At 67.0% G+C, this 18689-nt stretch carries 17 protein-coding genes; 13 read left to right on the top strand and 4 right to left on the bottom strand.

All coding sequences use genetic code 11. The features are described 5' to 3' along the window. The first annotated feature begins 27 nt into the window (after positions 1-27). Positions 28-1200 carry an acetyl-CoA C-acetyltransferase gene (locus K7G81_RS11375; RefSeq protein WP_223030913.1) on the top strand — a complete coding sequence of 391 codons (1173 nt, stop codon included), beginning with the start codon at positions 28-30 and terminating at the stop codon, positions 1198-1200. A 121-nt stretch (positions 1201-1321) separates the two neighbouring features. Here the strand turns inward: K7G81_RS11375 and K7G81_RS11370 are convergent, their stop codons facing one another. Next, entirely contained in the window at positions 1322-2350 is a 1029-nt protein-coding gene (locus K7G81_RS11370; protein ID WP_223030912.1) for an alanine racemase, read from the bottom strand. Between the two features lie 37 nt (positions 2351-2387). Further along, positions 2388-3983 (bottom strand): MFS transporter, encoded by a 1596-nt coding sequence (locus K7G81_RS11365; protein ID WP_255586929.1) that lies wholly within the window; start codon positions 3981-3983, stop codon positions 2388-2390. Positions 3984-4201: 218 nt separating this feature from the next. Here K7G81_RS11365 and K7G81_RS11360 point away from each other — a divergent pair, with 218 nt between their 5' ends. The 4 genes from K7G81_RS11360 to K7G81_RS11345 all read left to right on the top strand — a co-directional run bounded on the left by K7G81_RS11360 (position 4202) and on the right by K7G81_RS11345 (position 8882). Continuing rightward, the gene (locus K7G81_RS11360) at positions 4202-4852 is read left to right on the top strand and encodes a L,D-transpeptidase family protein (protein ID WP_369412092.1); all 651 of its coding nucleotides are present in this window, start codon (positions 4202-4204) and stop codon (positions 4850-4852) included. 241 nt (positions 4853-5093) lie between these two features. Then, positions 5094-6755 carry a sensor domain-containing diguanylate cyclase gene (locus K7G81_RS11355; protein ID WP_223030910.1) on the top strand — a complete coding sequence of 554 codons (1662 nt, stop codon included), beginning with the start codon at positions 5094-5096 and terminating at the stop codon, positions 6753-6755. 200 nt (positions 6756-6955) lie between these two features. Beyond that, a complete protein-coding gene (locus K7G81_RS11350; RefSeq protein ID WP_223030909.1) occupies positions 6956-7156 on the top strand; it encodes a hypothetical protein in 201 nt (66 codons plus the stop codon). 37 nt (positions 7157-7193) lie between these two features. Then, the gene (locus K7G81_RS11345) at positions 7194-8882 is read left to right on the top strand and encodes a long-chain-fatty-acid--CoA ligase (protein ID WP_223030908.1); all 1689 of its coding nucleotides are present in this window, start codon (positions 7194-7196) and stop codon (positions 8880-8882) included. Positions 8883-9173: 291 nt separating this feature from the next. Here the strand turns inward: K7G81_RS11345 and K7G81_RS11340 are convergent, their stop codons facing one another. Further along, on the bottom strand, positions 9174-11117 hold the full coding sequence (locus K7G81_RS11340) for a CocE/NonD family hydrolase (protein ID WP_223030907.1): 1944 nt from the start codon (positions 11115-11117) through the stop codon (positions 9174-9176). Between the two features lie 471 nt (positions 11118-11588). After that, entirely contained in the window at positions 11589-12944 is a 1356-nt protein-coding gene (locus K7G81_RS11335) for an NAD-dependent succinate-semialdehyde dehydrogenase (RefSeq protein WP_223030906.1), read from the bottom strand. Between the two features lie 91 nt (positions 12945-13035). Here K7G81_RS11335 and K7G81_RS11330 point away from each other — a divergent pair, with 91 nt between their 5' ends. The 8 genes from K7G81_RS11330 to K7G81_RS11295 all read left to right on the top strand — a co-directional run bounded on the left by K7G81_RS11330 (position 13036) and on the right by K7G81_RS11295 (position 18639). Continuing rightward, positions 13036-13281, top strand: coding sequence for an exodeoxyribonuclease VII small subunit (locus K7G81_RS11330; protein ID WP_223030905.1), 246 nt, complete (start codon positions 13036-13038; stop codon positions 13279-13281). Between the two features lie 40 nt (positions 13282-13321). Beyond that, the gene (locus K7G81_RS11325; RefSeq protein ID WP_439649546.1) at positions 13322-14188 is read left to right on the top strand and encodes a polyprenyl synthetase family protein; all 867 of its coding nucleotides are present in this window, start codon (positions 13322-13324) and stop codon (positions 14186-14188) included. Further along, entirely contained in the window at positions 14185-14691 is a 507-nt protein-coding gene (gene coaD / locus K7G81_RS11320) for a pantetheine-phosphate adenylyltransferase (RefSeq protein ID WP_223030903.1), read from the top strand. Before K7G81_RS11325 ends, coaD begins: the two co-directional genes overlap by 4 nt. Positions 14692-14851: 160 nt before the next feature. Next, positions 14852-15568 carry a peptidylprolyl isomerase gene (locus tag K7G81_RS11315; protein WP_223030902.1) on the top strand — a complete coding sequence of 239 codons (717 nt, stop codon included), beginning with the start codon at positions 14852-14854 and terminating at the stop codon, positions 15566-15568. 22 nt (positions 15569-15590) lie between these two features. Continuing rightward, the gene (queA, locus tag K7G81_RS11310; protein ID WP_223030901.1) at positions 15591-16628 is read left to right on the top strand and encodes a tRNA preQ1(34) S-adenosylmethionine ribosyltransferase-isomerase QueA; all 1038 of its coding nucleotides are present in this window, start codon (positions 15591-15593) and stop codon (positions 16626-16628) included. Next, positions 16625-17071, top strand: a complete 447-nt coding sequence (locus tag K7G81_RS11305; RefSeq protein WP_223030900.1) for an EF-hand domain-containing protein — start codon at positions 16625-16627, stop codon at positions 17069-17071. Before queA ends, K7G81_RS11305 begins: the two co-directional genes overlap by 4 nt. Before the next feature lie 188 nt (positions 17072-17259). Continuing rightward, positions 17260-18399 (top strand): tRNA guanosine(34) transglycosylase Tgt, encoded by a 1140-nt coding sequence (gene tgt / locus K7G81_RS11300; protein WP_223030899.1) that lies wholly within the window; start codon positions 17260-17262, stop codon positions 18397-18399. A gap of 30 nt (positions 18400-18429) precedes the next feature. Continuing rightward, positions 18430-18639 (top strand): hypothetical protein, encoded by a 210-nt coding sequence (locus K7G81_RS11295; protein WP_223030898.1) that lies wholly within the window; start codon positions 18430-18432, stop codon positions 18637-18639. The last annotated feature ends 50 nt before the right edge of the window (positions 18640-18689 follow it).

The following is an 18689-nucleotide window of genomic DNA, read 5'->3' as shown; positions in this document are numbered from 1 at the left end:
AAACACGAATCAGCAGGAGCCCCACCCATGTCCGATATCGTCATCACCGCCGCCAAGCGCACCCCGGTCGGCAGCTTCCTCGGTGCATTCGCCGGCGTTCCCGCGCACGAGCTTGGGCGGCAGGCAATCGAGGCGGCACTGACGCAGGCCGGCGTGAAGGGTGAAGAGGTTTCCGAAGTCATCATGGGCCAGGTGCTCACCGCCGGGCAGGGCCAGAACCCGGCGCGGCAGGCATCGATGGCGGCCGGCGTGCCCAAGGAGATTCCAGCCTGGGGCGTCAACCAGGTGTGCGGATCGGGGCTTCGCGCGGTGGCGCTGGCGGCGCAGGCGGTGGCGACGGGCGACGCGACGATCGTCGTCGCCGGCGGGCAGGAATCGATGTCGCTTTCGGCGCACGCGCAGAACCTGCGCGGCGGCACCAAGATGGGCGACGTCAGCCTGATCGATACGATGATCAAGGACGGCCTGACCGACGTGTTCAACGGCTATCACATGGGCATCACCGCCGAGAACCTGGCCGAGCAATATCAGGTGACGCGCAGCGAGCAGGACGAATTCTCGGTGCGCTCTCAGAACAATGCCGAGAAGGCGCGCGCGGCGGGCAAGTTCAAGGACGAGATCGCGCCCGTCACCGTGAAGGGCCGCAAGGGCGACACGGTGGTGGAGGATGACGAATATATCCGCTCGGGCGTGACGATCGAAAGCGTGTCGGGCGTGCGGCCGGCGTTCAAGAAGGACGGCACCGTCACCGCCGCCAACGCCTCGGGCCTCAACGACGGCGCCGCCGCCTTGGTGGTGATGAGCCGCGAGGAGGCCGAGAAGCGCGGCGCGCCCATCCTCGCGACGATCAAGAGCTGGGCCTCGGCCGGCGTCGATCCTTCGATCATGGGCATCGGCCCCGTGCCGGCAACCAAGCGCGCGCTGGAGAAAGCCGGCTGGACGCTCGCCGACCTCGACCTGATCGAGGCCAATGAAGCATTCGCCGCGCAAGCGCTGTCAGTCGGCAAGGAACTGGGTTGGGATGCCGACAAGGTCAACGTCAACGGCGGCGCGATTGCGATCGGCCATCCGATTGGCGCCAGCGGCGCGCGGGTGCTGACCACCCTGCTCTACGAGATGCAGAAGCGCGACGCGAAGAAGGGCCTCGCGACCTTGTGCATCGGCGGCGGGATGGGCATCGCGATGTGCGTCGAGCGGTAGGACGGTCGGCATCGCCCTGAGCTTGGGGCGAGTTCCATGATGACCGCGGAACCCGCGAGTGCAGCGCCGGCGTTGCGCCATGGATGCCGAAACGAGTTCAGCATGATGGTTGGGTCCGTCGTCAGCCACTCCAGACGCGATCGAAGCGGGTGCCGAGGCTGGTGATGAGCTCGTATTGCGACATCCCGCTCGCCACCGCGGCGGCGGGGAGGTCGTAGTCGAGCGCCAGCCAGTCGCCTTCCGCGACGTCGGGGGCGGCGTCAACCAGCACCGCGAGCAGATCCATCGAGACGCGGCCGATCACCGGCAGGCGGACGTCGCCCGCGCGGGCCGCGCCGTGATCGGAGAAGCCGCGGAAATAGCCGTCGGCATAACCGATGTTGAGAATCGCGACCTCGCTGTCGGCGGGCGCGGTCCAGGTCGCGTTATAGCCGACGGTCTGCCCGGCGGGGACGGTGCGCCGCTGCAGCACCTGCGCCTCGGGGATCACCACCTGCCGGATCGCGTCATGTCCCGCGCGCTGCCGCCCGCCGTAGAGCGCGAGGCCGGGGCGGGTCAGATCGAAGGCATAATCGGCGCCGAGCGCGATTCCCGCCGAATTGGCGAGGCTCATGCGGCGCGCGCCGGTCTTGCGCGCCAGGCCGGCGAAGGCGTCTCGCTGGCGCGCGTTCATCGCGGTTTCCTCGTCGGCGCAGGCGAGATGGCTCATCAGCGTCTCGACCTGCAGGCCATCGAGCAGGCCCTCCCCCACTGCCTGAACCGAGACGCCGAGCCGGTTCATGCCGGTATCGACCATCACATCGCACGGCCCCCTGCCCGCCTCGCGCCAGCGGGCGATTTGCGCGGGCGTGCTGAGCACCGGCCGGGCGATGCCGGGGGCGACGGCCATATCCTCGGCGCGGACGCCGTGGAGCACCGAGACGGTGCACCCGAGCGGCGCCAGCGCTTCCGCCTCGGCCCAGGTCGCGACGAAGAAATCGCGGCAGCCGGCACGGGCCAGCCGCGCCGCGACCGCCGCCGCGCCGAGCCCGTAGCCATCGGCCTTCACCGCGGCACCGCACGCCGCTGCGCCGCTCAACCGATCGAGCGTCCGCCAATTGTCGGCGAGGGCGGTGCCATCGAGGCGGAGGCGCAGCGGAGCAATGGTCATCGCTCCGCCGTTAGCGATCCGCCGCGGCTAAGGCCAGTCAGCGGCGGCGGCGTTTTGCAATGGGCGCGGTTTCGGTGAGACCAAACATCGTCACCACCAGCGCGATCGCCACGATCACCCAGGTGTACCACAAGCCGGCATAGGGATTGCCGGTGCGCGCGACGACATATTGGCTGATGAACGGCAGGAATCCGCCGAAATAGCCGCAGCCGATATGATAGGGGATCGACATCGAGCTGTAGCGGATGTGCGGCGGAAACATCTCGGCCAGCAGCGCGGCGACGGGGCCGTAGGTCGCGCCGGACAGCGCGCTCAACGCGACGATCGCCAGCAGCATGACGATGATGCCGCGCGGCCCCGGCACGACCTTGCCGAGCTGATAGCCGTTCGCCGCCAGCGCCGCATCGAGATGCGCGGGCGTCGGATCCTCGACGGTGACGCCGCCGATCGTCACCACCGTCGCGGGCGCGCGGACGGTGGTGTAGGCGATGCCCTTCTTCGAGAAATAATCGAGCATCTGTCCGCAAGCACCAGTCTGTTGCTTGGCGAACGGGCTGTAGTGGCAATCGGTGCCCGAAACGACCACGGGCGCGCGCCGCGCCGCCTCTGCCAGGCCGGGATTGGCGGCATCGCCGATGATCCAGAACAGCGGGAACAGCGCCACCAGCGTGACCGCATAGCCGATCACGATCGGCTTCTTGCGGCCGATGCGATCGGATAGGCGCCCGAACAGCACGAACCAGAACAGGCCAGCGAGCACGCCCGTCCCGGTGACGAGCTGCGCGGTGGTTTCGTCGAGCCGCATTGCGTGCTCGGCGAAAGACAGGACGCTGAAGGTCGCGGTGTACCAGATCACCGTCAGCCCCGCGGCGATACCGATCATCGCGACGAACAGGCGCTTCCAGTTGCCGGGATAGCGAAAGCTCTCGATAAACGGGTTGCGCACCGTCTCGCCGGCCTTGCGCAAAGCGGCGAATACCGGGCTTTCCGACAGCTTGAGCCGCATCCACAGCGACACAGCGAGAAGCGCCAACGAAAACACGAACGGCAGCCGCCAGGCCCAGGCTTCCCACACCGCGTCCGGGCACAGCGCCTTGACCGCGAGCACCACAGCCAGGCTGAGAATGAACCCGCCGGCTACACCTGCCTGGATGAAGCTGGTGTAATAGCCGCTGCGGCCCGGCGGCGAATGTTCGGCGACATAGACCGCCGCACCGCCATATTCGCCGCCCAGCGCCAGCCCCTGCGCGATGCGGAGCAGCAGGATGATCGCGGGCGCGGCGAGCCCGATCGTCGCGACCGGCGGCACCAGCCCGACGCCCGCGGTTGCCACGCCCATCACCGTGATGGTGACGAGGAAGGTGTATTTGCGCCCGAGCCGGTCACCGAGAAAGCCGAACAGCACCGCGCCCAGCGGCCGGAACCCGAAGCCGACCGCGAACCCCGCCCAGGCGAGCAGCGTCTGCACCGTTTCGTTGCCTGCGGGAAAGAAGGCGCGGCCGATGATCCCCGAGGCCGCGAGCGTGCCGTAAATGAAGAAATCATACCATTCGAAGATCGTGCCGACCGCCGATGCCCCGATCACCAGCCGCATGTCGCCGCGCGCCAGCGGCGCCTCTTCCGTATCCGCCATCCCTCGCCCCTTTTCATGTTCTGCACCGGCTTCCCGTATAGGCGGCGAGTCTAGCCGCGCGCGACGGCGATCGGAAGAGCGTCCGAATCGGACCGACTTCTCGACATATATTTACGAGAATGAGCTGAAATCGCCGGATATTCGCCCTTGCGGCTGGACACGAAGGTCATATTCGGGCGTTGTTCTGATGTCATAGAGATCAAATGCAAGGAGCCGAAGTGAAATCGATCGCCATCCTGCTTGGCACTGCCGTCTGCGCGCTGGCGGCACCCGCCGCGGCGAGCACCGACGCGGCCTCGATTGAGCAGGCCGCTGCGATGCTGCAGCCAAGCGCCTGGGTGTGGCAGGACAATAGCGGCTCGGGTCCGCTGAACGTCATCGTCAGCCTGGCCGACCAGCGCGCCTATGTGTTTCGCGGCAACCAGATGATTGCTGTTTCCAGCGCGGCGACCGGTCGCGACGGCAAGGAAACGCCGACCGGCATTTTCCCGATCCTGCAGAAACAGGTGCACCACAAATCGACGCTCTACGATTCGGCGCCGATGCCCTATATGGAGCGGCTGACCTGGGACGGCGTCGCGATCCACGGCGGATCGACACCCGGCTATCGCAACTCGCACGGCTGCATCCACGTGCCGCTGGCCTTCGCCAAGAAGCTCTATGCGGCGACGCGGATCGGCACCGTGGTGGAGGTGACCAAGGGATCGGTGGTGCCGACCGATCCGTCGATGCTGCCGCCCGATCCCAAGGTGGACGCCAGCGATACCGCGCGCGCCAACGCCGCGGCGCTTAACACCAGCGAGACCGGGAGCCAACCCGCCGCCCCGCGGCCGCAGCCATCGCCGGCACCCCTGCCGACGTCGTCATAGCCGTCTGAAATCTGACGGTTACGTCATAAGCATCCCGGACGCTCGCCGGTGAGCGGGCGCCATGGACCCTGAAACAAGTTCAGGGTGACGATTATCTTCGTGGGGAATAAGCTCGACTTCGGTTTAGCGATCAGCCGCCGTGGGCACCGGCGGCAAAATAAACGGCGTGGCGTTTACACTCCGTTCGCCATCACCGTTTAGCATTCGACTCATGGTGGGGTTTCCGATCAGTCGCATTGTGATGCGGGTGCTGCTTGCACTTGTCTGCTTGACGGGCGGGCCGGCAGCGCATGCGCAGGTCGGTGACGTCGGCCTGCATATCCGCCCCTGCGTGCTGCGCGCCGCCCCCGGCATGGACCCGGCGACGTTGCTCCGCCAATCGGGCGGGTTCGATTGCACCACACCGCAGACCGATTTCGGGCGCGGCGATTTCTGGGTCCGATCGCAGCCGCTCGACCGGATCGATACACGATCGCCGCACGAAATCCGCGTCGCCAGCCTGTGGCAGACGCGGCTGACGCTCTACGCGCTCTACGCCGACGGCCGCATCTACCGGTTCAGCGACGACGGCCGCGGCGCGACGCGCCACATGCAATTGGGCGCATTGATCCAGCACCAGACGCCACCGTCGCCGGTGCCGCTGGTGCGCTTGCTGTGGCACGTCGAGGGTGCGGCCAATCTGCGTGGCATCCTGATCGGCGCCCGCGTGACCGATGCGTATCAGGCCGGCCAATCGACCCTGCGGCTCGGCGCGCTCTACGCCGGGTTCGTCGGGCTGTGCCTCGCCCTGCTGGTTTACAATCTGGCCCTGTGGGGGGCGCTGAGATACCGCTTCCAGCTCGCCTATTGCGCGATGGTCGCCGCGCTGATGGGCTATGCCATCTCGTCCTCGGGCGCGCTCGCCTGGATGCTGCCCGATATGCTCAACAACGATCGGCTGCGGATCAATTACCTGCTGCTGGCGATCTCGGCTGCGAGCGCGGTCGCGTTCGCGCGATCGTTCTTCGAGGAGCAGGTGTTCTCCGGCTGGCTGCGCGTCGCCAGCCGTATCGCGATGGTCGCGGTGCTGACGCCGGCCACGCTGTTCGCGCTGTTCGCGCCGCATGCGATCTGGGCGCTGGACAAGCTCTATGCCGTCACCTTTTGCGGGCTGATCGCGATCGTCATCCCGATCCTGTGGCGCGCGTGGCGGATGCGGAGCAATTATCTGTGGATGTTCGCGCTCGGCTGGGCCGCGCCGATCGCGCTCGCCTGCGTGCGCATCCTCAACAATTTCCACCTGATTCCGTGGAGCTTCTGGCTCGACAATTCGACGCTCGTTTCGATGACGATCGAGGCGCTGCTGTCGTCGGTGGCGATCGCCTATCGCATCCACCTGCTGAGCCGCGAACGCGACGAGGCGCGCATCCAGGAAGCGGCACAGCGGCTGCTCGCCGATACTGATCCGCTGACCGGCCTGCTCAACCGCCGCTCGTTCCTGCGCGAGGCGATCGGGCGTGACGGGATGCACACGCTGCTCGTTACCGACATCGATCATTTCAAGCGCGTCAACGACACGCTGGGCCATGACGGCGGCGACGAGGTGCTGCGGCTGTTCGCCCGCGCGCTGCGCGCGGCGGCGCCGCCGGGCGCGCTGGTCGCGCGGCTCGGCGGCGAGGAATTCGCGATTCTTACGACCGAAGAAGCCAAACTGGACGCCAACACGGTTCTCGCGCGGCTGCGCGCGCAACGGATGCCGTTCGACCTCACCGTCACCGCGAGCATCGGGCTGTGTACCGGGCCGCTCGCCACTGAAGGGCATTGGAAACTGCTCTACGGCCTCGCCGACCGTGCGTTGTTCGACGCGAAAAGCGACGGCCGTGACCGTGCGCGGGCTCGTCCGGGCTATTCGATCGCAGCTTGAGGCCACCGGTATGCGAGGCGAAGACCGCTCTCCGGCGCTTTTCGGCTGACCCGCTTTCGCTTGAGCGTGACCGCCTACCAGCGTACTGTCGTTGGCCGGACGGGAACGTGATCGAGGCGTGGCCAGCGTTTTTCGCGGGCCGCGTAAGAAACCGGGTGGCCCGGCGACTAAAGGGGCATGTTCGGCAAGGGAGACGTGTCATGCGGGAACGGCGGATCGGATTGGCGCTGCTGGTGCTCGCGCTGCTCGTGCTCGCCGCGCGGCATCCCTCGGTGACGATCAGCATCGACACGCATGACGGCAGCGATCCCGCGCCGCACACGATGCAGGCGGCGATCGATGTCGGGCTGGCCGGCGTATCGTTGCTGTGGACGTGGAGCGGCCGACACTTGATCGACTGACTTGCACGCTCGCCTGGCGTTGCTTACACCGTTGTAAATGAGCGATCCGGAAGCCGTCTGGCGCAGCGCCTATCGCCACCCCACGCCGTGGGACACCGACTTCCCGCCCGAATCGATGGTCGACCTGTTCGAGCGTTCGGCCGCGGCGCATCCGCAAGCGCCGCTGATCGAGTTCCTCGGCCGCACCTACAGCTATGGCGAAACGCTGGACGGCGCCAATCGCGTCGCCTGCGGATTGAAGGCGCTGGGCTATGGCCCGGGCGACCGTATCGGGCTCTACCTGCCCAATGTGCCGCATTATGTCGCGGCCTATTACGGGGTGCTCAAGCTCGGCGCGACAGTGGTCAATTTCTCGCCGCTCTACACCGCGCAGGAGCTGGCGCATCAGGTCGCCGATTCGGGGACGCGGCTGCTGTTCACCATTTCGGCGACCGCGCTGTTGCCGACGGCTCTCGAGGTGCTCGACACGTCGGCGCTCGAGCGGCTGGTGGTGGGATCGGTGGCAGGCGCGCTGCCGGGGGCGAAATCGCTGTTCTATCGACTGTTTCGCGGGCGCGAGGTAGCCAAGCGGCCGCACGACCCGCGCATCCTCGCCTTCTCCCAGCTGATCGACAATGACGGCGCCTGCCCCGCGCCGGCGATCGATCCGGCCACCGAGGTCGCGCTGATCCAATATACCGGCGGGACGACGGGCACGCCCAAGGGCGCGATGCTGACCCACGCCAACCTGTCGGCCAACGCGCGGCAGGTGGCGGCGATCGACCCGCATCCGCACGCCGAGGACCGCATCCTGGGCGTGCTGCCGCTGTTCCACGTCTTCGCCAATACCTGCGTGCTCAATCGCACGGTGGCGAACGGCGGCTGCATCGTCATGCTGCCGCGGTTTCATGCCGGGCAGGTGCTGGCGACGATCGGGCGGACGCGGGCGACCGCGCTGCCCGGCGTGCCGACCATGTATCAGGCGCTGCTCGACCATCCCAAGATCGGCGAGACCGATTTCTCGCACCTGCGGGTGTGCGTGTCGGGCGGGGCGCCGCTGCCGGCCGAGCTCAAGGCGCGGTTCGAGGCGGCGACCGGCGCCACCGTGGTCGAGGGCTATGGCCTGTCGGAAAGCTCGGGCGTGATCTCGGCCAATCCCTATGAGGCGGAGGGCAAGGCGGGCACGATCGGCCAGCCAGTGCCCGGCACCCGCGTGCGGCTGGTCGACAAGGAGGATGCCGGCAAGCCCGCGCCCGATGGCGAGCCCGGCGAGATCGTCGCCAACGGACCGCAGATCATGAAAGGCTATTGGAACCGGCCCGATGCCGACGCCAAGGTGTTCGTGACCGACGATGCGGGGGCGCGCTGGCTGCGCACCGGCGATGTCGGCGCGATCGACGCGGACGGCTTCATCCGCATCGTCGACCGGCTGAAGGATATGATCGCAGTCGGCGGGTTCAAGGTGTTCCCCAGCCAGATCGAGGCGATCCTCTACAAAAATCCGGCGGTGAAGGAGGCGCTGGTGATCGGGTTGCCCGATGCCTATCACGGCGAAATGCCGCGCGCCTTTGTGACGCTGACCGAGGGGGCGACGGCGACCGGCGCGGAGCTGGCGGCGTGGCTCAACCCGCAATTGGGCAAGCACGAGCGCGTCGACCAGGTGGTGGTGCGGGCGGCGCTGCCCAAGACGATGGTGGGGAAATTGAGCCGCAAGGATCTGATCGCCGAGGTGACGGCAGAAGGTTAGCGGGCGGCTGTTTTGTCGTCATGTCGGAAGACCAGGCCGGAGGCGAGGAGGACAGCGACGAGTGTTATCCTATATGGTTCGTTTTGTCAAGGTTAGTTTGCCGCACATGACTCCGTCGCCCTAATTCTGGTTCAGCGGTCGTGCACCGACACGGGCGTTTCCCAACCGGCAATTGTTGCGCCATGGATGCTGAAACGAGTTCAGCATGACGGAGTGGTGGGGTGCGCGCGGCGCTTCCGCGAGCGTCGGGAAGGCGCCGCCCCGGCCCGGAGGCTGGGGTGACGGGGATGATCAGTTCTCCGCGGTGCTCGCGGCGACGACGGGCAGCAGCACCGCGCTGGCGCCGGCGTCGCCGTGCTCGATCGAGATGGTCGCCTTTCGATAGTCCTGCGGCTTGGCGAAGAAGATGTTGGGCACGTAGGTCTGCGGATTGCGGTCGTAGAGCGGGAACAGGCTCGACTGGATCTGGACCATGATGCGGTGGCCGGGCTTGAACACGTAATTCTGCGTCGGCAGGCGGAATTTATATTCCTGCACCTCGCCGGCCGGAATCGGCGACGGATCGCTGAAACTCTTGCGATAGCGGCCGCGGAAGATGTCCATGGCTATTGGCAGTTGATAGCCGCCCATTTCGGGCTGTTCGGGATAAGCGGCGGGATAGACGTCGATCAGCTTGACGACGAAATCGCCGTCGGTGCCGGTCGTCCTGGCGAAGATATCGGCGATCGGCGCGCCTTCGATGCGAACCGATTTGGTCAAAACCGGGGTGGTGTAGCTAAGCACATCGGGACGCGTCGCGACGAAGCGCTGATCCTGCTCCAGCCAGGTCCGCCAGCGATCGTTCTTCTGCGGGATCGGTGGATTGAGATAGGGCACCGGCTTGGCCGGATCGGAGACGTAGCTATCCTCACCCGCCGCGGCCTGGCCGAAGCCGAGGCCCTTGTCGGCCTGGAGGTAGAGCGGCGTGAGCTGCTGGTTCGCGGCGACCGGCCAGTCGGCGAACTTGTCCCAATGGTTTTCGACCGGGTTGTAGATCAGCGCCTGCGGCAGCGGCGTCTTCTGCGGCTCACCCTTGAGATACTGATCGAAGAACGGGATCAGATAATCCTTGCGGAAATCGGCGGCGGTGTCGCCGTTCCACTTGAGCGGCCCCAAATCCCATGCCGAGCGATTGACCTGGCTGTGGAACCACGGACCCATCACGAGGTGGTTGTTGGCGCCGTGGCCCGATTTCTTGAGCTCCTCCCAGGTGTGGATCGCGCCGTACATATCCTCCTGATCCCACAGGCCCTGGAGCCAGATCGTCGGCACGTCCGAGGCGTGATCCGGCACCAGCTTGTCGAGCGCCTGGAGCTGCCAGAAAGCATCGTAAGCAGGGTGCGCCGAGAGGCGGTTCCACCACGGCAATTGCTTGAAGCCATGCTCGTCGGCCCAATGGCCCGCCGAGCCGGCATCGAGGAAGTTCTGATAATCGTCATAGCCGTCGCGCGGCACGCTCTGGCCGCCGCCCTGCTTGGACGACTGGCCAGTGAAATAATCGAGATTGACCTGGCGGAAGGCGCCGTAATGAAACCAGTCGTCGCCCATCCAGCCATCGACCATCGGGCTTTCCGGCGCGGCGACCTTGAGCGCGGGATGCGGGTGGAGCAGCGCCATCGCCACCGTCCAGCCGTCATAGGACGAGCCGATCATGCCGACCTTGCCGTTCGACTGCTTCACGTTCTTGACCAGCCAGTCGATCGTATCCCAGGCATCGGTGGTATCGTCGGTGTTGGTCGGGTTGAGCGGGCCGATCGGCGGGCGCGTCATGACATATTTGCCTTCCGAGCCGTATTTGCCGCGGATGTCCTGCCAGACGAGGATATAGCCGTCATCGGCCCATTCGCGATCCGCCGACCACACCGCCTCGCGCATGTGCGGGCTGTTGGTATTGCCGAAGAAGGTGGCGTCGTAGGGCGTGCGTTCGAGCAGCATCGGCGCATCGTGCGCGCCCTTGGGGATCATGATGACGGTGTGCAGCTTCACGCCGTCGCGCATCGGGATCATCACGTCCTTCTTGACGTAATCGAAATTGGCCTCGGGCTGCTGCCAGTCCTTGGGAATGTCGCTGCCAGTCTGGATCATGTCGGGCGTGACCTGATCCGAGCGCGCGCTCGACGATTGCTGCGCCGGCGCGGTGGTGGCGAGCATCGCGGCCAGCGCGACCGCGGCTGCCCCGAGGACTGGTTTCATCATGCGCCCGTATCCCTTTCGCTGAACCGCGCCATGCCGTCAGGCGCGGCTGCGAGCCGGGGTAGTCCGCTCGTCGCGGTTTCGCAACAATCGGACGCCGTAGGGTAATTTTCGATGTTGATGGCCAACCGGCGAAGTGGACAAAGTGGAGAGCGTCGCGAGGTTTTGCCGCCTGTTGCGCCTGCGACGCGCCCGCTCGGCACCGCGACGCGCCGTGTCGGCGCCACGCGCGCAACACAGACGCGACACCGACGCGCCTGACCAGCGACCGCTGCGCGTCGGTCGTGCGCCGGCTTTGCAGCAATCGTGCAACAGCGCTGGCGACAGGAGAACAGGTGTCGGTGATGCGGTGCCGTTCCATCGCCCAGGATAGACCAGAATAAATCCAACATTGGAAGGGCTTGCGGCGCGATTTCCCCCGCGCCGCCCCGTCCTGAAACGAGTTCAGGATGACGGGCATTGAGGCCGGCGGGTCTACTCGACGATCGTCTTGAGGTTCATGAACTCGTGGAGGCCGTAAGGGCCGAGCTCGCGGCCGTGGCCGGAACGCTTGACCCCGCCAAACGGGGCTTGCGGCGCCGAGGCGAGGAGCTGGTTGATCGCGGTCATCCCCGCCTCGATATCGCGGACGAAGCGGGCCTTCTCCGCCGCGTCATTGGTCCAGACGCTCGAGCCCAGGCCGAACGGCACGTCGTTGGCGATGCGGATCGCCTCGTCGATATCGCCGGCGCGGAAGACCATCGCGATCGGGCCGAATATCTCCTCCTGCGCGACCGGATCGTCGAGCGGCACGCCGGTGAGGATGCCCGCCGACATGAAGGCGCCCTTGCCCGGCAGCGCCTCGCCGCCCGTGAGGCTGGCGCCGGCCCGGGCAAGTTGATCGAGCTGGTCGAGCACGGTCCGGCGCTGCTCCTCGCTCGACAGCGGACCCATGTCGGTGGCGTCATCCATCGGATCGCCCGCCACCACCCGCGCCATGCCGGCGGTGAATCGTTCCATGAAGGCATCGTAGATATCGGCGTGGACGATCATCCGCTTGGCGCAGATGCACGACTGGCCGGTGTTCTGGATGCGCGCCTTCACCGCCGTCTCGGCCGCCGCATCGAGATCGGCCGAGGGCATGACGATGAACGGATCCGACCCGCCGAGTTCGAGCACGACCTTCTTGAGCGCGCGGCCGGCGGCTTCGGCGACCTTCATGCCAGCGCCCTCGCTGCCGGTCAGCGTGACGGCGACGATGCGATCGTCGGCGATCAGCCCGGCGACCTTGTCCGACTTGATCGCCAGGTTCTGGAACAGCCCGGCAGGCGCGCCGGCGGCGACGATCATCTCCTCGATCGCGGCGGCCACGCCCTGCACCGACGAGGCATGTTTGAGCAGCCCGACATTGCCGGCCATGATCGTCGGCGCGGCGAAGCGGACGACCTGCCAATAGGGAAAATTCCACGGCATCACCGCGAGTACCGGCCCCATCGGCAGCCAGCGCGCCGTCGCGGTACCGGTGGCAACGGCAACGTCATGGTCGGCAAGCATCGCCGGGCCGTTCTGCGCATAGTGGCGGAAGGCGGCGGCGCATTTTTCCACCTCGGCGAGCGCCGACTTGAGCGTCTTGCCCATTTCGCGCGTGGCGATCTCGGCAAGACGGCGCTTGTTGGCTTCGAACTGCTCGGCGATTCGCTCGAGCAGCGCGGTGCGCGTCGCATAATCGGTGGTGCGCCAATCGCGGAACGCGTCATGCGCGCGCTGCACCCGCGCTTCGATCTCGGGCGCGGTGAGTTCGGCGATCGTGGCGATGGCTTCGCCGGTGGCGGGGTTGATGCTGGTGAACATGATGGCTCCATTAAGGTCTCATGCGACAGAACGCCACGCGGCCGCCGTCGTATCCTTGACCGCGCTCGCCTCGCTGTCCCATAGCAGCGCCATGGATGCCGACCCCGCGATCGACGAACTGAGCTTCGAACAGGCCCTGCGCGAGCTGGAGACGATCGTCGGCCGGCTGGAAAGCGGCGACACGCCGCTGGCCGACGCGATCGCGCTCTACGAACGCGGCAATTTGCTGCGGCAGCGGTGCAGCGACCGGCTCGATGCGGCGCAGGCGCGGATCGAGGCGATCCGGCTCGACCAGGAAGGGCGGCCGACCGGCACCGCGCCGTTCGATGCCCAGTGAGGCCGGGGTGACCGCCAGCTCGATCGCGCTGCAGCAGGCGATGGCGCAGGTTTCCGAACAGATCGATCGCGCGTTCGACACGCTGCTGACCGTGCCCGACGACCCCCGCGGCGCGCTTTATCGCGCGATGCGCCATGCCGCGATCGGTGGCGGCAAACGGTTGCGGCCGTTGCTCGTCGTCGCCTCGGCACGGTTATTCGGGGTCGGCGAGCAGCAGGCATTGCGCGCCGGCCTCGCGCTCGAATGTATCCACGTCTATTCGCTGATCCACGACGATCTGCCGGCGATGGACGATGACGACATGCGCCGCGGCAAGCCGACGGTGCACAAGGCATTCGACGAGGCGACCGCGATCCTGGCCGGCGATTCGCTGCACGCGCTGGCGTTCGAGATATTGTCCGATCCGGCGACGCACGCCGATCCGTTCGTCCGCGCCGATCTGGTGCTCGAGCTGGCCCGGTCAGCGGGGCCGGCCGGCATGGCGGGCGGGCAGATGATGGACATCGAGGCCGAGCGGCGCAGCTTCGACCTCGCCACCGTGACGCGGCTGCAGGCGCTCAAGACCGGGGCGCTGATCTCGTGCGGGATCGAGTTCGGCATGATCCTGGGCCGTGTCGCGCCCGAGGGCCGGACGGGCCTGCGCGGCTATGCGCGCGACATCGGGCTCGCCTTCCAGATCGCCGACGACATCCTCGACGCGACCGGCGACGAGGCGCTGGTCGGCAAGAAACTGGGCAAGGACGAGGGCGCGGGCAAGGAGACGTTCCTGACGCTGCTGGGCCTCGATCGCGCGCGCGAGCAGGCGCGCGTGCTGGTCGACCAGGCGATCGCGCACCTCCACCAGTTCGGATCGGAAGCCGATCTGCTGCGCGACCTTGCCCGATTCGTGCTGGAGCGCGACCGGTGAAGCGGCGCATCGGCGTTTATCCCGGCACGTTCGACCCGATCACGCTGGGCCATATGGACATCATCCGGCGCGGCGCCAAGCTGGTCGATCGCCTCGTCATCGGCGTGACCACCAATCCGTCGAAGAACCCGATGTTCTCGGTTGAGGAGCGGATGGCGATGGTGCGCCGCGAGGTCGAGGGGATCGAGGGCGAGATCCACGTCGTCAGCTTCGATTCGCTGCTGATGGATTTCGCGACGCGCGAGGGCGCGAGCATCATCGTCCGGGGCCTGCGCGCGGTCGCCGATTTCGAATATGAATATCAGATGGCGGGCATGAACCAGCAGCTCAACAACACGATCGAAACCGTGTTCCTGATGGCCGATGTCGCGCTGCAGCCGATCGCCAGCCGGCTGGTCAAGGAAATCGCGCTGTTCGGCGGCGACATCGGCAAGTTCGTGACACCGGCGGTGCGCGCCGAAGTGGATGCGCGGGTGGCCGAGATCGGCCGCAAAGGCAGTTGAGGCGCCGTTTGCGAAAGAACGGAAAGGGAAATGGGCAGCCCGGCGAGAGCGGAGGCCCGACAGCGCGGCGATGAACGCGGCCCGCCGGCCATGTTCAGTTTGGCGCAAGCGGCGATTTGCTCTAAGCCCGCGCGCTGATGATGACTCTGGCGGGGAAGTGATGCGTTTCATTCTGAGTTTGGCGGCGCTGGTCGGCGCGTTCTTCGCAGGCCCGGCCTTCGCGCAGAGTTCGGCATTGATCCAGCCCAATGTGGCCGACCGCCCGCCCGTCGCATCGCCCACCGACCCGCAGAACCTGCTCTATCTCGACCTGTCGACCGGCGGCCGGGTGGTGATCTGGCTGCGCCCCGATGTCGCGCCCAAGATGGTCGAGCGGATCAAGACGCTGGTGCGGCAGCATTTCTATGACGGCCTGACCTTCCACCGCGTGATCGATGGCTTCATGGCGCAGACCGGCGACCCCAAGGGCGACGGCACCGGCGGCTCCTCGCTGCCCAACGTGCCGGCCGAGTTCAATTATCTGCCCCACGTTCGCGGCGCGGTGGCCGCCGCCCGCGAGAGCGCGCCCGACGGCGCCGACGAGGCCGCGCAGAAGAAGGCCGAGGACAGCGCCAACAGCCAGTTCTTCATCATGTTCCAGCCGCATATGACGCTGGACAAGAAATACACCGTGTTCGGGCGCGTGATCAGCGGCATGCAATATGTCGACATGATCCATCGCGGCGAGCCGCCGGCCGATCCGAGCCGCATCCTCCACGCCTATATCGCCGCCGACAATCCGCCGCCCTATCAGGCCGAAGCGCCCGCCGCGGCCCCAGGGCTCGGCGCGCCGGTGACGCTGCCGGGTGCCAAGCCGGCGGCGCCCGCGGGCAAGTGAGCCCGTTCCCCGGCGGCCGGCGATGAAGGTCGACCGGTTCGATTTCACGCTGCCCAGCGAGCGGATCGCGCTGCGCCCCGCCACGCCGCGCGACGCCGCCCGGATGCTGGTGCTCAACGGCGCCGCGACGCACGACGCGGGCGTGCGCGACCTGCCGCGAGTCCTGCGGGCGGGCGACCTGCTGGTGTTCAACGACACCCGCGTCATCCCGGCGCAGCTGGAGGGCAAGCGCGGCAATGCGACGATCGGGGCGACGCTGCACAAGCGCGAGGGGCCGCGCCGCTGGCGCACCTTCATCCGCAACGCCAAGCGGCTGCATGACGGCGACGCGATCGATTTCGGCAACGGCGTGTCGGCAACCGCATCCGATCGCGCCGAGGACGGCAGCTTCGCGCTCGATTTCGCCGGCGACGAGCCGGTCGAGCTGCTGCTCGCCCGCGCCGGACAGATGCCGCTGCCGCCATATATCGCGAGCAAGCGGCCGACCGACGCGCGCGATGCCGAGGATTATCAGACGATGTTCGCGCGTGAGGCCGGCGCGGTCGCCGCGCCGACCGCGGCGCTGCACTTCACGCCGGACCTGCTCGCTGCGATCGAGGCGGCGGGGATCGGCCACGCGACGCTGACGCTGCATGTCGGCGCGGGCACCTTCCTGCCGGTCAAGGCCGAGGATACCGACGAGCACCGGATGCACGCCGAATGGGGGCGGATCGACCAGGCGACCGCCGACCGGCTCAACGCCGTGCGCGCCGCCGGCGGGCGAGTGATCGCCGTCGGCACCACCAGCCTGCGGCTGATCGAGAGCGCCACGAGCGAGGACGGCGTGATCCGCGCGTTCGAGGGCGACACCGCGATCTTCATCACGCCGGGCTATCGCTTTAGGGGGATCGACGGGCTGATGACCAATTTCCACCTGCCGCGATCAACCTTGTTCATGCTGGTTTCGGCGCTGATGGGACTCGATCGGATGCAGGCGGCCTATGCCCATGCCATCGAAAGCGGGTATCGTTTCTATTCTTACGGCGACGCCAGCCTGCTGTTGCCGGAAAGGAGCCGATGATGCTGTTGCTGATGCTCGCCGCGGCGCTGCAGACGGCCGCCAACCCGCAGCAGCCGCCCGACCAGACGATGATGGTCGAGCCCGCCGCGATGCTGATCGCCGCGTGCGATGCCGATGGCGACGCGCAAGTGACGGCGGCCGAGCTTTCGGCGTGCCTCGCCCGGAGCTTCGCCGGGGCCGATACGGCACATGCCGGCTCGATCGGCTACATCCAATATGGCGACTGGGCGAAACGCTATCTCGGCGACGAGAATGCGCTGCCGAGCCCGTTCGAAGTCGACGGCGATCACGACAATCGCATCACGCTGGCCGAATTGCAGGCCGATTTCGCGCGCATCTTCGCGCGGCTCGATACCAACCACGACGGCGTGGTGACGCGCACCGAATGCCTGACGATCCGCGCGCTGCCGTTCGGCGACGGGGGACGGCGGCGGCGGCACTAATATGGCGCAATTGAAGGTCACCGCATAAGTTTGTCACCGGCGACCTCGTTTCAGAGTCCGTGACGCGCTATCACCGTCCGATGCGCGGCCACCGTTGCTCCATGGATGCTGAAACAAGTTCAGCATGACGATGTGCGCTGGCGAACAGGAGTTTCCTTCTCGGTGCAGGGCCCTTTACAGCGATAGACATGACCGCTTCTCGTTCCTCCTTCACCATCACCGCCACCGACGGCCGGGCGCGCACCGGCGCGATCGCCATGGAGCGCGGGACGATCCGCACGCCGGCGTTCATGCCGGTGGGCACCGCCGCCACCGTCAAGGCGATGAAGCCCGGCGACGTCGCAGCTGCCGGCGCGGACATCATCCTCGGCAATACCTATCACCTGATGTTGCGGCCGACCGCCGAACGCGTGGCGCGGCTGGGCGGGCTGCACGCCTTCATGGGCTGGGACAGGCCGATCCTGACCGATTCGGGCGGCTATCAGGTGATGAGCCTGGCCGATCTGACCAAACGCTCCGAGGAAGGCGTGTCGTTCAAGAGCCACCTCGACGGCTCGCGGCACCTGCTCAGCCCCGAACGCTCGATCGAGATCCAGCGGCTGCTCGGCTCGAACATCGTCATGGCGTTCGACGAGCTGGTGCCGACCAGCTCGACGCGCGAGGTTCAGGCAGCGGCGATGGAGCGATCGATGCGCTGGGCGAAGCGCAGCCGCGATGCCTTCGACGCCGGCGGCGACCATGCTGCGCACAACGCGATCTTCGGCATCCAGCAAGGCGCACTCGACGAGGGGCTGCGCCAGGCCTCAGCGGATGCGCTCACCGATATCGGGTTCGACGGCTATGCGATCGGCGGGCTGGCGGTCGGCGAGGGACAGGAGGCGATGTTCGGCTGCCTCGATTTCGCGCCGGGGCAATTGCCGGCGGACCGCCCGCGCTACCTGATGGGGGTCGGCAAGCCCGACGATATCGTCGGCGCGGTGGAGCGCGGGGTCGACATGTTCGATTGCGTGCTGCCGACGCGATCGGGACGCACCGGGCAGGCCTTCACGCGCGGCGGGCCGATCAACATCCGCAACGCGAAATTCGGCGAGGATGAAGGGCCGCTCGACCCGGCCTGCCCCTGCCCGGTCTGCGCGACGTGGAGCCGCGCCTATCTGCACCATCTGGTGCGCGCCGGCGAGATTCTGGGCGCGATGCTGATGACCGAGCACAACATCTGGTTCTACGAGACGCTGATGGCCGATTTGCGGGCTGCAATCGCCGAAACCCGGCTTGCACAATTCGCGCGTGACTTTCGTGACGGATATGCGGCAAGCTCCATGCGTTGATCGCTTATCGATCGCAACCGGGACAGTATCTTGAGTGACGCCACAGACACCCCGCTGAACGAGATCACCGCCGCCGCGCACGACGCCAAGCGATGCCGCGAAGGCGCCGCGGACACCGCCGAACCGGGCAAGGCCAAGAGCAATCGCTGGCCGCTCGCATCGATCGGTTTCGGCATCGGCTCCGCCGCGCTTGGCGCCGCGATGCTCTATGCCAATCGCGACCGGCGGCGGCGCGGTTAGGGCCGATCGACATTCAGTTCTGGCGGGCTGCAAATGGCGGCTCTCCGCGC

It is taken from the genome of Hephaestia mangrovi, from assembly GCF_019880555.1.
Lineage (GTDB): Bacteria > Pseudomonadota > Alphaproteobacteria > Sphingomonadales > Sphingomonadaceae > Sphingomonas > Sphingomonas mangrovi.
This window is presented reverse-complemented; position numbering and strand designations above follow the sequence as displayed.

Bases quoted from the DNA above. Each gene is read 5' to 3' on its own strand.
- K7G81_RS11335 (WP_223030906.1), bottom strand. From the start codon at position 12,944: ATGTTCACCAGCATCAACCCCGCCACCGGCGAAGCCATCGCCACGATC.
- K7G81_RS11365 (WP_255586929.1), bottom strand. From the start codon at position 3,983: ATGGCGGATACGGAAGAGGCGCCGCTGGCGCGCGGCGACATGCGGCTG.
- K7G81_RS11315 (WP_223030902.1), top strand. From the start codon at position 14,852: ATGCGTTTCATTCTGAGTTTGGCGGCGCTGGTCGGCGCGTTCTTCGCA.
- K7G81_RS11305 (WP_223030900.1), top strand. From the start codon at position 16,625: ATGATGCTGTTGCTGATGCTCGCCGCGGCGCTGCAGACGGCCGCCAAC.
- K7G81_RS11370 (WP_223030912.1), bottom strand. From the start codon at position 2,350: ATGACCATTGCTCCGCTGCGCCTCCGCCTCGATGGCACCGCCCTCGCC.
- K7G81_RS11355 (WP_223030910.1), top strand. From the start codon at position 5,094: ATGCGGGTGCTGCTTGCACTTGTCTGCTTGACGGGCGGGCCGGCAGCG.
- tgt (WP_223030899.1), top strand. From the start codon at position 17,260: ATGACCGCTTCTCGTTCCTCCTTCACCATCACCGCCACCGACGGCCGG.
- K7G81_RS11325 (WP_439649546.1), top strand. From the start codon at position 13,322: ATGGCGCAGGTTTCCGAACAGATCGATCGCGCGTTCGACACGCTGCTG.
- queA (WP_223030901.1), top strand. From the start codon at position 15,591: ATGAAGGTCGACCGGTTCGATTTCACGCTGCCCAGCGAGCGGATCGCG.
- K7G81_RS11340 (WP_223030907.1), bottom strand. From the start codon at position 11,117: ATGATGAAACCAGTCCTCGGGGCAGCCGCGGTCGCGCTGGCCGCGATG.
- K7G81_RS11375 (WP_223030913.1), top strand. From the start codon at position 28: ATGTCCGATATCGTCATCACCGCCGCCAAGCGCACCCCGGTCGGCAGC.
- K7G81_RS11330 (WP_223030905.1), top strand. From the start codon at position 13,036: ATGGATGCCGACCCCGCGATCGACGAACTGAGCTTCGAACAGGCCCTG.
- K7G81_RS11350 (WP_223030909.1), top strand. From the start codon at position 6,956: ATGCGGGAACGGCGGATCGGATTGGCGCTGCTGGTGCTCGCGCTGCTC.
- K7G81_RS11345 (WP_223030908.1), top strand. From the start codon at position 7,194: ATGAGCGATCCGGAAGCCGTCTGGCGCAGCGCCTATCGCCACCCCACG.